The organism is Chitinophaga sp. (assembly GCF_039596135.1).
Lineage (GTDB): Bacteria > Bacteroidota > Bacteroidia > Chitinophagales > Chitinophagaceae > Chitinophaga.
The window spans coordinates 13,388-28,739 of sequence record NZ_JBCNKH010000078.1 but is presented as its reverse complement, the minus strand read 5'-3'; the positions used below and the strand labels follow the sequence as shown (position 1 = coordinate 28,739).

The 15,352-nt window shown below is 42.9% G+C and carries 10 protein-coding genes; 5 read left to right on the top strand and 5 right to left on the bottom strand.

Going from position 1 to position 15,352, the window contains the following annotated elements; translation table 11 throughout:
- The first annotated feature begins 161 nt into the window (after positions 1-161).
- Positions 162-1,451 carry an acetyl-CoA hydrolase/transferase C-terminal domain-containing protein gene (locus ABDW16_RS27125; RefSeq protein WP_343674164.1) on the top strand — a complete coding sequence of 430 codons (1,290 nt, stop codon included), beginning with the start codon at positions 162-164 and terminating at the stop codon, positions 1,449-1,451.
- A gap of 418 nt (positions 1,452-1,869) precedes the next feature.
- Here ABDW16_RS27125 and ABDW16_RS27120 read toward each other — a convergent pair whose 3' ends face one another.
- The 3 genes from ABDW16_RS27120 to ABDW16_RS27110 form a co-directional block, all read right to left on the bottom strand.
- Positions 1,870-2,238, bottom strand: a complete 369-nt coding sequence (locus ABDW16_RS27120; protein ID WP_343674162.1) for a helix-turn-helix domain-containing protein — start codon at positions 2,236-2,238, stop codon at positions 1,870-1,872.
- A 59-nt stretch (positions 2,239-2,297) separates the two neighbouring features.
- Positions 2,298-3,389 (bottom strand): TlpA disulfide reductase family protein, encoded by a 1,092-nt coding sequence (locus ABDW16_RS27115; RefSeq protein ID WP_343674160.1) that lies wholly within the window; start codon positions 3,387-3,389, stop codon positions 2,298-2,300.
- 121 nt (positions 3,390-3,510) lie between these two features.
- Positions 3,511-3,711 carry a hypothetical protein gene (locus ABDW16_RS27110; RefSeq protein ID WP_343674158.1) on the bottom strand — a complete coding sequence of 67 codons (201 nt, stop codon included), beginning with the start codon at positions 3,709-3,711 and terminating at the stop codon, positions 3,511-3,513.
- A gap of 784 nt (positions 3,712-4,495) precedes the next feature.
- Here ABDW16_RS27110 and ABDW16_RS27105 point away from each other — a divergent pair.
- Positions 4,496-7,795 carry a TonB-dependent receptor gene (locus ABDW16_RS27105; RefSeq protein WP_343674156.1) on the top strand — a complete coding sequence of 1,100 codons (3,300 nt, stop codon included), beginning with the start codon at positions 4,496-4,498 and terminating at the stop codon, positions 7,793-7,795.
- A 22-nt stretch (positions 7,796-7,817) separates the two neighbouring features.
- Complete coding sequence (locus ABDW16_RS27100; RefSeq protein WP_343674155.1) at positions 7,818-9,602, top strand: RagB/SusD family nutrient uptake outer membrane protein; 1,785 nt, start codon at positions 7,818-7,820, stop codon at positions 9,600-9,602.
- Positions 9,603-9,796: 194 nt separating this feature from the next.
- Here the strand turns inward: ABDW16_RS27100 and ABDW16_RS27095 are convergent, their stop codons facing one another.
- Together ABDW16_RS27095 and ABDW16_RS27090 are read right to left on the bottom strand one after the other, a co-directional pair.
- A complete protein-coding gene (locus ABDW16_RS27095) occupies positions 9,797-12,448 on the bottom strand; it encodes a carboxypeptidase-like regulatory domain-containing protein (RefSeq protein ID WP_343674154.1) in 2,652 nt (883 codons plus the stop codon).
- The gene (locus ABDW16_RS27090) at positions 12,445-13,353 is read right to left on the bottom strand and encodes a GLPGLI family protein (RefSeq protein WP_343674153.1); all 909 of its coding nucleotides are present in this window, start codon (positions 13,351-13,353) and stop codon (positions 12,445-12,447) included. Before ABDW16_RS27090 ends, ABDW16_RS27095 begins: the two co-directional genes overlap by 4 nt.
- A gap of 193 nt (positions 13,354-13,546) precedes the next feature.
- Between ABDW16_RS27090 and ABDW16_RS27085 the strand changes: the two genes are divergently transcribed.
- Complete coding sequence (locus tag ABDW16_RS27085; protein WP_343674152.1) at positions 13,547-14,665, top strand: sensor histidine kinase; 1,119 nt, start codon at positions 13,547-13,549, stop codon at positions 14,663-14,665.
- On the top strand, positions 14,662-15,351 hold the full coding sequence (locus ABDW16_RS27080; RefSeq protein WP_343674151.1) for a LytTR family DNA-binding domain-containing protein: 690 nt from the start codon (positions 14,662-14,664) through the stop codon (positions 15,349-15,351). Before ABDW16_RS27085 ends, ABDW16_RS27080 begins: the two co-directional genes overlap by 4 nt.
- Position 15,352 lies beyond the last annotated feature (1 nt).

The following is a 15,352-nucleotide window of genomic DNA, read 5'->3' as shown; positions in this document are numbered from 1 at the left end:
GCAGCCAGCCCAATAAATAAGCCCACTTCCCTGCTGCCGCAGGCCATTCCCTCCAAAAATCCCCTCCCCCCCTGACAACAAATACTTCCCTCCCTGACACTCATCAGCATTTAACAACCCATCTGCTGGTAATTTTGAGTCATCAAAGTCAATGAAACGATATGTTTAAGTATATCCCGGCATCAGAAGCTGTAAAGTGTGTGACTTCAGGTAACCGTGTTTTTATCCATGGATCCGCCGCAACGCCAATGCACCTTTTAAAGGCCCTTCAAGACAGGCACGAAGAATTAGAGAATGTTGAACTAAATAGCATTACGACATTAGGCAAAGTAGACTTCGACAATCCTTTATACAGAAAAAGCTTTTTCGTCAATTGCCTTTTCACATCAGCTGCCACCCGTAAGGTAGTGAATAGTGAGCATGGTGACTACGTTCCTATCTTCCTGAGCCAGATTCCTCAATTGTTCAGAAAGAACATTCTGCCTCCTGACGTTGCCTTAATCTCAGTATCACCTCCGGACCAACACGGCTATTGCTCTATGGGTACTTCAGTAGACATTGCCCGTGCTGCAACGGAAGTAGCAAAATACATCGTGGCTCAGGTCAATCCTAAAATGCCACGCACCCATGGTGAAGGTTTCATCCACATATCACGCTTCCACGCTGCTGTATGGCACGAAGAAGAGTTACCGGTACTGGACTACTCCTCAGACGCCACCGAAGTAACCGCTCAGATTGGCCGCAACATCGCTACCCTGGTAGAAGACGGCGCCACCCTGCAGTTAGGTATCGGTAGCATCCCTGATTATGTGTTAAAGAACCTGACCAACCACAAAAACCTGGGCTTGCACACAGAAATGATGTCCGACGGCGTCATTCCATTGATCGAAAGTGGTGTAATCAACAATAGCCTGAAGAAAGTAAACAATGGCAGAAATGTCACCGCTTTCATGGCAGGTACCCGTAAACTGTATGATTTTGTAAACGATAACCCAACCGTAAGGGTACTGGCTATCGACTATGTAAATGATACAGCCGTAATCCGTCAGAATCCAAAAGCTACCGCTATCAACAGCGCCATTGAAATCGATCTCACTGGCCAGGTATGTGCAGATAGTATCGGTACTTACCAATACTCCGGTATCGGTGGTCAGATGGACTTTATGAGAGGTGCTTCATTATCAGACTGTGGTAAGCCAATCATTGCGCTGCCATCTGTCACAAACAAAGGTATCTCACGTATCACTCCTTACCTGAAACAAGGTGCTGGTGTGGTGACTACAAGAGGACATATTCATTGGGTAGTTACAGAATATGGTATTACTAACCTGTTCGGTAAGAGCCTGAAACAAAGAGGTAAAGCGCTGATCGAAATTGCACACCCTGATCATAGGGAAACATTAGAGCGGGCTTTCTTCGAAAGATATGCTAAAAAATCAGCGGTAATATAAGATATTAAAGATAACACTGGTTACAAGGAAGGTCCATTGTGCGCGATTTGCAACGGGCATTCTGACATCCCGGAATGCCCTTCTTCTGACCTTCCTTTCTTTTTATTTTGCTGGTAGGTTTTTATTTTGGTTGCTTTCATTCAAATAATAGCAGAACTTAACTGAGAGGTTGAGTTTTGCTTTATTGCTTTATAAAAGCCGGTTTTATAAGAAATAGGAATTCAATAGGCTCCGCCTTTACTATTTGCATCCGGATATCAACCTGTTGCATCCAGCATTAATCTGTTGCATCCAGACGCCGACCTTTTGCATCCGGCATTAATCTTTTTGCATCCAGACTCCAACCTTTTTGCATTCAGGCATCGACCCGATCGAAACCCTTACGTCCTTGCTGCCGCAAGCCAATTCACATCTTCTGTTACACAATCACCTGTGTCATAATCCGCTTCCTATGTTGCTTCCCCCACTTCGCCATTTCCGAAATAATACTCTGCAGGGTTGCTCCATAATCAGTCAGCTCATACTCTACCGTCACCGGTTTTGTATCATGCACAGTCCGTTTCACTAACTCATTCATTTCTAACTCTCTCAACTCTTTTGACAGCATCTTAGACCCTATCCCTTCCACTTCTCTCTGTAATTCCATAAATCGTCGCTTTCCAAAACTCAGCGAACCAATAATGGAAATCTTCCATTTTCCATTCAACACATCCAGGGTATCATGTATGGCCCTTAAATGTCCCTGACATTCTTCCGGCCGTTCCTGCGAATGAATTTTCTTACTCATAACAGCTTAACAGTGCCTTCAAAAGTACAGGATGTAAGAATAATTTCAAAAAAACCTCCCTAACGGAGTATTTCCGACAGTTTTTCCTCCAATGCCGGCCCTCTCAGGTACCTCGCAATAATCACCCCTTTAGGATCAATCAAAAAACTACACGGAATCGCCTTTATCCCATACTCCTGCACCAATTTCCCCTGAAACCCCTGTAAATCAGACACCTGTATCCACGGCATTTTATCCTCCGCAATCGCCTGCTGCCAATTCTCTTTCTTTTCATCCAGCGATACCCCCAAAACCGTAAAGTTCTTATGCTTAAACTGGTTATACGCCTTTAACAAATTAGGATTTTCCGCCCGACAGGGTTTACACCAACTCGCCCAAAAATCTATCAATACATACTTCCCCCTCAGATCCGCCAACCTCACTGTATCCCCATTCAAATCCGTCTGCTTAAAATCCATCAGGGTCTGCCCCACAGCACTCTTCTTTAAAATTGCAATTCTCTCCTGCAACTGCTTCCCGGAAGTTGTAGCCACCATGGCTGGAGATAGTTTACGGAACAAACTATCCAATAAAGCCGGATCGCCCACCAGCGCCATATCACTCAAAAGAGACACACTCACTACACTCCCCGGATGGGTAGCTATGAACTTATTCGTTCTCTCATCCTTTATTTCATCCAACGAATCGAATTTCTCCCTGATCAGCTGCTGTACACTATCGTTCCCTTTCGCCTGCACCCACTGATCTGTTAATAGCTGTCCTTCTTTCCTCACATCCGCCAATGACCGCTGGTATTCATCAAAATCCGCCTGTGGTGCCGATCCTGTAATACGTAACTGATCCAGTGAATCAATATGGCCATGAATCTCTACTATGGAATTATCCATATATAACGGAATGGTTCTGTCGCCTATCCGCAACATGAGCCGCTGTACTTCGGGGATATCTCCCGACCAGCTGAATGCACCGTCTTTTACAGGTATGGGCTCTGTATTATAAGTGTCACCCGTGGGGATGTTCAGGAAAATAGCGGGATCGTACAATCCATCGATGGTGCCGGTAATGCTGGCATGGGGAGTATCCTGCTTACAACCAGGTGCAAAGAGCAAGCCTGTGGCGAGAATAGCAAGGGGTAAATAACGCGTTGGCATAACGGGGTTTTTATTTGGGATGTCGGGTTAAACTTTTGGGTGAAATGCAATATTGGCTTCAACAAACTTTCGGGGCAAACAAAAATGATCCTTCCAATAAATAATCATCCATATTTCGTTCCTACAATATACATAACTTTATCACATGACCATAAAAAATCTGCTGCAGTAAGCCTGTTACACCATTGGCTACTGAGCGGTATGCCGGAAAATCCTTATACTCCCGATGATTGATCCAGCCTAACCCCTCGTCTACATCCTCCCAAAACGCAAAGGTCCCCTCCATCTTACTATATAGGAACAAATAATTACGGATCCCCATGCCCGATCTCTTATATTATACCAATATAAGAGATTATTAACTACGATTGGCAGATAATAACAGGTGACAAATTGGGTAATTTTGACTATCCGTATAAAATTTATTAAAAACCAATAAGCAATTTGTACTTTATCCGAATCAAATAATACTGAAAATTTATTCGCGCTTCGCAGCACACACGTTATGAAAAATTTTATCAACCATATTATAGAATTCCACATTTACACGCAGAGGAATCTATGACAACTCTCTCTGCCATGCTAATAGACGGTACTCATTGTTATATCTGTTTGCACGGCAGGTTCACTTTTAAAACGCCATAGCATGATAATTCCTGATCAGATTAACATGCTGAGGATGTCAGAATAAATTTTTATTTAAGACCTTAAAAAGTTTGTAACCAATGGAGCTATGTGCCACGATAGCAAATTAATTCGTTTTGTTTTTTCGTACCATGAGACAATTCCTGACATGTTAGGTTCAATTGGCAATCACCACTTTTTGCTAATACAATATATTTTTTGATTGCCCTGTAAAATAAATTAAAGCGCTTGCCTGATATACTTCCTCCCGGTGAATCTTTTGTCACTGGCCAGGTATGCTATTGACTTATTTTCTAACAACTTAAAATTTCAGTCCGTTATGAACAAGAAAGCTGGTTAAGCTTTATCCTCCAATTTAAGATTGATTAGCGTACACACAAAGGTTGTCTCACCGGGAGTATCACTCTCCGGAAAGGATGGCTATTGCTAAAATTTTCAGACAATTTATAAGCAAATGCATTATGGTTTCATTTAACAAAACAGAAAACATCTTTCTGCATGCAGTAACAGTAGTAACACTCTTCACCATGTTACTATACCCAAAGCAACACGTTCAGGCAATGAAGACACACCTGTTAGACAGGGATACTTTGATCATTGCAACTGGCGTGGTAGAAGACAAAGTCAGTAACAATTTTTTACCAGGCGTATCCATAAAAATTAAGGGAACGCAGAAGGGAACTTTTACTGATAAAGATGGCAAATTCAGTTTGCCAGTACCCCGTCACAGCATTTTGGTTATTTCATACCTGGGTTATGAAAGCAGAGAAGTGGAAGTAGGTGATAAAGGTTTGCTGGGAGTCATTCAGCTTTCCATATCAAAATCTCAGTTGAACGAAGTTGTAGTAACGGGGTATGGTTCTCAGCGTAAGAAAGACCTTACAGGTGCTGTATCTGTTGTTGACATTTCTGAAATGAATAAGCAACCTACAGGGCAGATAAGCGCCCAGCTACAGGGACAGGCAGCAGGTGTGACCATTATTGGATCAGGACAACCCGGCGACGAACCTCAGATCAGGATCAGGGGTATCAATACTTTTGGCAATAACAAGCCATTATTTGTGATTGATGGGGTGCCTACACAAAACATATCTGATATTAATCCTAATGATGTTGCTTCCATGCAAGTGCTGAAAGATGCCGGTGCGGCATCTATTTATGGTTCCCGTGCATCTAACGGGGTCGTCATCATTACTACTAAAAAAGGTAAATCGGGGAAACCACAGCTTAGCTATGACAGCTATGTCGGCGTTCAGCTGCCCAAAAACGGGAATGTATGGCATATTTTGTCGTCACAGGAAATGGCACAGCTAAAATTCAATGCACTGTCCAACTCCGGAACACCTATATCTGCCACTAATGCTGATCCACTATATGGATCCGGCAGTACACCTGTACTACCAGATTACATTATGCCTACAGGCGCAAGTGAAGGAGATGCTGCTGTAGATCCTGACCTTTATTATGTAAATCCTAATTACACAAGCAGCGCTGATTATCAAACTTTTTACCGGATCACCAAAGCAAATAAAAAAGGAACAAACTGGTTCGATGAGATATTTAACCCAACCTTAAATTCCAGCCATAATATTGCTGTAAAGGGAGGCGGAGAAAAGTCCAATTATTTCCTGTCTTTCAACTACCTGAATCAACAGGGAACTTTAATTGAAACTTATCTGAAAAGGTATTCGGTACGGTCAAATTCCCAGTTTAATATTACTGATCATATAAGGGTAGGACAAAACCTTGAATATTCCATTGTAAACAATCCAAGAGATTCAGCATTAACAGAAGGTAGTGCCGTTGGATTCTCAATGCGAGAACAGCCTATTATACCGGTTCATGATATCAAAGGCAATTATGGCGGGTCTTATGGAGGACAACTGGGGAATGCTGAAAACCCTGTCGCCTTGCAGGAACGTTCTGTAAATAACAAAACTAGTATTAGCCGCCTGTTTGGCAGCGCCTACCTGGAGGTAGACCTGTTGAAGGACCTTACAGCCAGGACTACCTTTGGGGGAGAAAGCTACAGCAGTCATTCGCGGTCATTCTCCTATCCTACTTATGAGAATGCAGAAAATACTCAAACGAACTCCTATTCTGAAAGTGCATATAGCGGTTATAACTGGACATGGACCAATACCCTGAATTATCATAAGATTATCCGTAAGCACGATCTCAAATTAATGTTAGGAACGGAGGCATATGATTCAAAATACCAGGAATTGGGGGGTACTACCACCAGTTATTATTCTTTTGATCCTGATTATACCACGCTTTCTTCTGGTTCCGGTACGCAAACGAACTATAGTACACGCTCGTTAAGCGCGCTCATGTCCCAGTTTGGACGTCTGGACTATTCATTTAATGACAAATATCTTTTAAGCGCCACGCTACGGCGTGATGGTTCTTCAGTATTTGTCAATCATCAATATGGCTGGTTTCCGGCCGGTAGTATTGCCTGGCGGATGACAGAGGAACAGTTCATGAAAAATATTTCATGGCTGAATGACCTGAAGGTACGTGGCAGTTATGGTATTATGGGCAATCAGCTAAACGTAAGTTCAAATAATGGGTATTATACCTATGCCAGTAGTAAATCCTCTTCTTATTATGATATAGGTGGTACAAATACGACTTTGACCGAAGGCTTTCAGGTAGATCAGGTCGGTGCGCCGGATGCCAAATGGGAAAAAAACTATAATCTGAACATTGGTATAGATGCATCCTTCCTGAAAGGCGATCTGGCACTAACTGTTGACTATTACCAGAAGAATGTCAAAGACCTATTGTACAATCCCTCTCTGCCAGGCACCTATGGTACGGGCACACCACCTTATGTAAATATTGCAGCTGTAAAAAACAGCGGAATTGATCTTACACTGTCCGTGCATAAATCTATTATTAAGGGCCTTGAACTGAATAGTACAATAACTTTAACCACCATCAATAACAGGATCACCCATGTGACAGATAATACCGATTATTTCTATTCTGGAGGACAGCGCCGGTTCGGGGTTTATTTTATCAGGAATCAGGTAGGACATAGTATTGGTGAATTTTATGGGTATAAGGTAGCCGGTTTCTTTAATACTGAGGAGGAAATTGCCGGCTATAACAGTCTGGCTCAACAAAGTACCGGTAGTTCAGATGCCGTATACGAGGCAAATGCAGGAGTAGGCCGTTTTCGATTTGAGGACGTAAATAAAGATAATCAGATTACTGACGATGACAGGACCTTTCTGGGAAACCCCAACCCCAAATTCAATTACGGCGTGAATATAGGGCTCACCTATAAGCAATTTGATTTTAGTATCTTTCTGTATGGTGTGTATGGAAATAAGATCTGGAATAATGTGAGATGGTGGACAGATTTTTATCCCTCATTTGCAGGTGCCAAGAGCTATACTGCATTATATGATTCCTGGACACCCACGCACACGAATGCGAAGGCGCCTATCCAGGAGAATTCAGGCGTTTCAAGCACCAATGGATCCCCCAGTTCCTATTTTATTGAAAATGGATCCTATTTAAGAGCTAAAAATATGCTTATTGGCTACACATTTCAAAAGACTATCCTGGACAGGGTGGGTATTGAAAGTCTGAGAATCTATCTGCAAACAGCCAATCTTTTCACATTTACAAAGTACACAGGAACTGATCCTGAGATCAGCGGAAATGGTGTTACTGAATTTGGTGTTGATGAAGGCGCATACCCCAATTCACGCCAATTCCTATTAGGAGTCAATCTTAAATTCTGACTTTACTTAAAAAAAGAGGGATATGAAATTATCTATGCAATTTGCTAATATTATACTCATTGCAACAGGTTTAACATTGTTGTCCTGTTCCAAAAATTTTCTTTCTAAACAACCACAGGGATCACTCACGGAAGAATCGTTGTCAAATGCAGCGGGCGTGAATAGTCTGCTGGTAGGTGCCTATTCAGCATTGAGTGGACAGGATGATGGAAGTAACCTGAACGGAGGATCCGCATGGGCTGTATCGCCGGACAACTGGATATATGGCAGCGTGGTGGGAGGAGATGCACACAAAGGGAGTGATGCCGGAGACCAGCCTTCTATTAGCGTACTGGCTACCTTCACTACCGATCCTTCCATTTCCTTTCTGAATGATAACTGGGTGTGCCGTTATGAAGGTATAACCAGGTGCAATAATGTATTGAAGCTGGTAGACAAAGCGGCGGATCTGTCCAGCGATGATGCACTCAATATCAAAGCGCAGGCAAGGTTCCTGCGGGCTCATTACTACTTCGAGCTAAAGAAGATGTTTGACATGGTTCCCTGGATATCGGATTCGACAGAAGATCTAAACCAACCCAATAACATAGATATCTGGCCTTATATTGAATCGGATTTCCAATATGCTTATGAAAATCTTCCCGGCACACAGGATGAAATCGGAAGGGCCAATAAATGGGCAGCGGCTGCATATCTGGGTAAGACCTATTTGTATGAGGAAAAATATACGGCAGCTAAAGCAATATTTGATGTAGTGATCAGTGAAGGCACTACCACCGGAGGCATAACTTATGACCTGAATACAGAATTTGAGAATAATTTCAGGCCTGAAAAGGAAAGTTCAAACCCGGAAGCCATTTTCGATGTAGAAATGGCCGCAAATTCGGGGAATAGCAGCATCGCACAAGCCAACCAGGGCGATATGCTGAATTTTCCATATGGCAGTAGTCCATTCGGATGTTGTGGTTTCTTTCAACCTGCACAGGATCTTGTGAATTCATATCGTACAGACGCCAGCGGCTTGCCTTACCTGGATGATTATAATACTTATGCCGTGAAAAATGATATGAACATAACCTCTGCACAGTCATTCACACCTGATGAAGGTAACCTGGATCCCCGTTTAGACTGGACTGTTGGGCGCCGGGGAATACCTTACCTGGATTGGGGGCTTCATCCTGGTGCCGACTGGATACGTAGCCAATCTTATGGTGGCCCTTACGCTCCCAAAAAAAACGTGTACTGGCAATCCTCCGCATCATCCTATTATGATGGAAGTAGCTGGGCACCGGGATCTGCTATTAATGTCCATATTATCAGGTTTGCCGATGTTCTACTGATGGCAGCCGAGGCAGAGGCTGTGCTTGGCAACCTAAGTCAGGCGGAAACCCTTGTGAATCGTGTGCGTACCAGGGCATCCAATACGGTTGGTTATGTATATACTTATCTGGATGACAGTGATCCTACCGGCGGTTTTTCGACTACACCCGCTGCCAATTATGTCATCAGTACCTATCCGATAGGAACATTTACCAGTAAGGGTCAGGCCTACGCGCTAAAAGCCATCTATTTTGAAAGAAAGCTGGAACTTGGCATGGAGGGTCATCGTTTCTTTGACCTGGTACGATGGGGAGTGGCCAAGTCTGTAATGGATGCCTTTTTTAATTACGAGGGTCGGATCACAACGGATGTATCTGGTGCTACATTCACAGATCCGAAGAATAACTATTACCCAATACCACAAACACAGATAGACCTTACAACTGTGAATGGGACTAAGACATTAACACAGAATAAAGGCTATTGAACGTACTGAAAGAAGCCTTCAAACCAGAAAGATCCATCGCTGCCGGTTTTCAGGGGCCACCATGCTGCAATAAAAGAATCGTGATCGTCGGAGATAACAGCAACGCCTCCTGGAACCGGCATTCATAAATGGGCTTCAAACCATATTCGTTATCATCCTGCCATTGCTTCCCGGAAAATGTCGTTTTTGATTATTCAAATATTAAACAACACCTTCAATAACACAATCCGCCCCGGCAATGCATACGCACTCGCCACAACCGCATTTGCCGACAAATAAAGCGCCTCGTATTTTCTTATATTCATAAAATTCACCGCACTTAACTCCAAATCTGTTTTCCATCTATTGACCCTATACTTCGCCGATGCATCGGCAAAAAAATACTTTAGATCAGGAGAACCCTGCTGCCTCGTAAAATAATGCTCTCCTGACAATTTAAATTGCAGATCGGTGACAGGGTTATAATTAACCGACACCTGCTGCAATAACTGTTCAATACGATTGACCGCTACCCCAATTTTAGCATAACTATTCATCTGCGTCAATATTGCCCGGTAGCTACAATTCAGCTGATCATTTATCTTTGTTTCAGCCCCTATACTAAACACCTTTGACCTCGTATAAATCGGTAACAGCACATTATTCTGTATCTGAACAGACCGGTTACTTTTCCATTGCAGTGTCCCGCTAAAGGTGGTCCGCAAAGCAAATGAATATTTACTCACCGATCCGTTTATCGTCCACGTACTGTTCCCATTTGCATATGGCAGCAGCATACGCCGTTGAATATTGTTGGTAATAAGCCCTGACACAACATTATTTGCCTGGATATAATTAAACAACACATTCACGCTAAAAAAAAACATAGTAATGGCCTTTCTGTAATTAAACCCTACACTGGCCAAATGACTTTCTCTCTCCGTAAGATCAGAATTATTTGCATAAAGCGTACGATAATCACGGAGAATATATCCACGGTAAATATCCATTATCGCACCTGTTTCACTTCGATAATTGTAAAAGAGATTGATGAAATTTTCGGAGTCGGTCATGTATTTCACATTCAACTGCGGATTAAATAATAACCGCGACTGCCGATTGCTCAAATGATAAAGACTATCTGCATAGCTAATATGCTGCAAGCTAACCGGCAGGGTCAGGTTTATTTTAAGGGCCTCACTGTTTAAGTTATAGGCAGCTTCGCCATACAGTTTGCGCTTCGTCCAGCTCACCTGGTTCATTGCACTATCCATCCCCGTTCCCAAATGGCTATCATATTGTATCGCATACAGGTCTGATGTAAGATGTTGCGCCTGGATACTAAACCCGGCCCTGAAACTCACCGTAGCCAGGTTTACCGGTATTTTGTAGGAGAGGTAATGATTTACATACCAGGCCGGTAAGTTAACAGTTTGCACCAATTGAGCATACGGCACACTGTCGTTAAATAGTGCAGCGTTGTAATTGGGGCTGATTGCCCTGTTTTCATCCCCACTATAATAATTGATATAAGAATATCCCTGGAAGATATGTTTTGATTGTAAAGTGGAAATAATATTCAATTCATTTGAGAAATTCAGGGTATTGTTTCGAAGTGCCTGGCTCACCTTATACTCATTCGTATTCAAGTCAGCATTGCCGGTATTGCGCGAATAATCCAGCAGCAGCGCATTATTCAGGTAATACTTATCCCGGTTCACATTCAATGTAACCTGGCTGTGAAGTAGATCAGACTGTGTGCTGTTGCGCTGTATCTCCTTATAAGTAACCGTATCTTCCGGCAATATAACGCTGGTTTGCTGTTCGTAATCCTGATGCTGAATGTCGTGCAGATAGTAGGCATTCATCCGCCACTGTACATCTTTTTTAAGGTTGACCAGGTTATTCAGATTGAGTATGCCAGCCTGGTTAAACAGGTACCTGTCCTTTGACAATGCCGGATCACTGACGGTGCCCAGTGAAAGTGTTGTTTCAGGAATATCATAGTCTATCCGCTTACTGTAGTCTGCATAATTATGTGATACCAGGTCACGCTGCAGGTCTGAACCAGTATTATTCCCTCGCAGATAATTGATAGCTTTATACTTATTTTTGAACATCATCGCATTCAGATCAATATTGTATTTGCCATCCGGACCTGCGCCCACACTTTCCTGGCCTACAAGCTGCAGCTTTGCATCTTTTTTAAAGCTAAGATTCAGGGCCACATCATCACTCATTACTTTGTTCTGCAATGCTTTTATTGGCTGGTGATTTTCAATAACCTGCAACTGGTCTACCGCTCCCTGGGGAATAGTATTGGTAGCGATATTATATTTGTCATCAAGCAAATTGTCGCCATCAATGTATACGCCTGATACAGGCTTATTGTTGTAGCTTATTTTGCCTTCTGCTGTGACAGTTATTCCCGGTAGTTTTTTTATGACATCTCCAATCACCCGATCCTGCGCACTACTAAAATCCGATACCTTATAACTCAGGGTATCTCCCCGCGTACGCAATACAGGCCGGGTGCCTTTTACCTCCACACCTGCCAGTTGGTTCACCAAACGGGACAACGTGAAATTGACAATCGCCGAAACATTTTTGGCCTGCATCTTATAGCCTATCATCCGTGCTTCCACCAGCAATTGATCCACTGCTGTGTTGGCCGGCACCTGCAATGAATACATTCCACTCCTGTCAGTAATAGCGTAGGCGGTTATTACATGGCTTGTATGATCGATGAGGTTAATGGTGGCAAACGGCACAGGTGCTCCCGAGGTATCTTTGACAGTACCCGTTACTTGCTGTGCATAGACCTTTCCATATAACAGCAACACCCAAAAAATTAGCTGTCCTTTCATTTGTTTTCAGGCAATTCTATCGGGTTGTTGATGACTGGCGCTGGTGCCACTTTAATTTTGAGTTCCGGCTTTGGCCCATTCCCCGGCATGTTTGCTGCCTGTGCCGCCATCATCGATTGTGCAAAGGCTTCAGGATTTTTGCGTACGGCTTCCTTCAATTTCCCGAATTCGCTTTCTGTAGTCTTAATGGCATTTTTGGGTAACTCAATGATATCCGGGTTGGCATCTACATCATCCATACCAAATAAAACAATAGCGGGTTCACTTGCAGTTTTCACCACAGTAGGTGCAGGAGTGACCATCTCCACGCCATCAAACATAAAGCTAACCTCCCGTTTTGCATCATAAGCCTCAACGATTACCCCAGGCAATCCGTTCAGTTTCCAGGGGCCCGCATGTATAGGTAAATCCGGGCAAAACCACGCTGTATAGGTACGCCCCTTATAACCGGCCATGGCTTTCTGGCATTTCAGGCCGCTGAATGTAGCGGTATCACTGGTAATTTTCCAGTCCATAGCCGGCATGCTGCTCTCTATCAGGTAACTATTAAAAAGGCGTTCCCGGGTAAACAGTTTGCCTTCATTTGGAAACTGGTAATATTCAGTGCCTGATGCATTTGACTGCCGGTTTATCTTTATGCTGCCATCAGGACTGCTGGCCTTCTGATCGGCAAGCTGCTTCTTAAACAGCGCGTCCTGCAACTGCCTGTCATAACTTTTGTAAACACTGGCACTACTGCCTACTAATAGTACCATATTTTCTGTATAAGGGTGTTGGCGGTTCGTAGTGTCTCGTACATGCGTAAATTTGTAATGGACCATCACATGGGCAGTATCAGTGCTTTGGGCCTGGGCCCCCAGAATAGCTGATAACGATATGGTGGCAAGCATTAATCCTCTTTTCATAATTACAGTATTTACTGCAATGATATCCGGCATACATTACCCACTCAAAACAATGGTGTGAACAAGGCTGCTGTATGGATGAAAAACGGAATTTTGTTATTGGGGATTTCAAATCTGGCCTGTTTACATACATATAAAACCAGTTGATAAAATATATTTTCATCGCCATTTCGGATCACTTACATTTGTTTATATGCTTTCGGCCAATAAGAGAAAATATATAGAAATACTGATCCATACAGCGTGCTGGATAGGGGTTTACTATACGCTGAGTTCTCTCACCAGTTCGCAGATTAAACTGCGGGTGATAGACAATGGTATAGCCCGGGAGCAGCACTATGAGCAGACCCTGTTTCCTTATATATTTATTACACTGGGCTTTTTGATGCTGCTTTTTTATGGAAATATTTTCTGGCTTTTCAGCATAATCATCCGGTATAAAAATGTGCTGAAGCGGGTTTTGGCAGCCGCCGGATGGTTCCTGCTTATTTTTGCTGCCAATTACTTTATAGTAGGAGATTTACTTAAAAAGCCGGGAGCAGCCATCCACGAATTTCCGGATATTTCAGCCGTTGGCACCATCAATCGGGATGTGCGCGGATGGGGCCATACACAGCTGATTATGCTGCTAATCTTCCTGGGCATATTGGGCATATCTGTTGCATATTTCTCTTTAAGAGAATGGGCAAAAAGTGAACTGCTACACAACCAGCTGCAGGCGCACCAGCTGGATACCGAGATTAAATTCCTGAAATCGCAGATTAGTCCGCATTTTCTTTTTAATACGCTCAACAACCTGTTTTCTATCGCACAGCAAAAAGGGAATGACGAACTGGCCGACGGCATTTCAAAGCTATCAGGCATGATGCGCTATATGATCTATGAAAGCAATGGGAAACAGGTATCCCTGCAAAAGGAGATTGAATATCTGCAAAACTGTATTATGCTGAATGAATTGCGTTATGCTGCCGGAGAAGTTAGCGTGGTGCTGGACTATCCCAATAATATGGAAGGTATTTTTGTGGCGCCGATGATTTTCATTCCATTTGTTGAAAATGCTTTTAAACATGGTGTTTCAATAGGCCATTCATCAGCAATTAATATTTCTTTTACCCTTAGTGGCAAACAACTGGTATTTAATTGTGAGAATAATAAGTATAATTTTGTAAAAAGGATGGAAGCTGAAAACAGTGGGATTGGGCTGGAAAATATCAGGCGGAGACTTGCACTGTTATATCCCGGCACACATGAGCTGGTGATAGATGACAGGAATGGAAAATATAATGTCACACTTAAAATTGACCTCGGATGATGACATGTATTATTGTTGACGATGAACCGAAGGCCCTTGAGGTGATTATAAGGTATTGTCAGAAAAGCAGCCTGTTAAATTTGAAAGCCACCTTCCGGGAACCTGTCAAAGCCATTGAATACCTTCAGCGCGAGAAAATTGACCTGGTATTCCTGGACATTAACATGCCGGACATTGACGGTATGCAGCTGGTGCAATCGCTGGCTGTAAAGCCCATGATTATATTTACTACCGCGTATGCCAGTTATGCGGTTGAAAGTTATAACCTGAATGCAGTCGATTATTTACTGAAACCCGTTACATTCGACCGGTTCCTGACCGCGATTAATAAAGCGGGTAATTTAAAAAACAGCACTCCGGCCGGAGATGAAACCATCTTTATCAAAAGTGGTTCGCAAACATACCAGGTCAAGATTGCTGATATATTATATCTCGAAAAAGAAGGGAATTATATTACAGTTCACCTCAGGGATAAAAAAATACTGATGCGTGAGAATATGGGTGATATTTTTGACCTTTTTCCTTCCACTGAATTTGTAAGGGTGCATAAGTCGTACGTTGTTGCTATCAGGCATATCAGCGTCATTGAAGTACACCAGGTTATTGTAAATAATGCGGCTATTCCTATTGGTAGTACTTTCAGGGAGGATTTTCGCAAGCGGCTGGGGGTGAACTTCAAATCTTAAC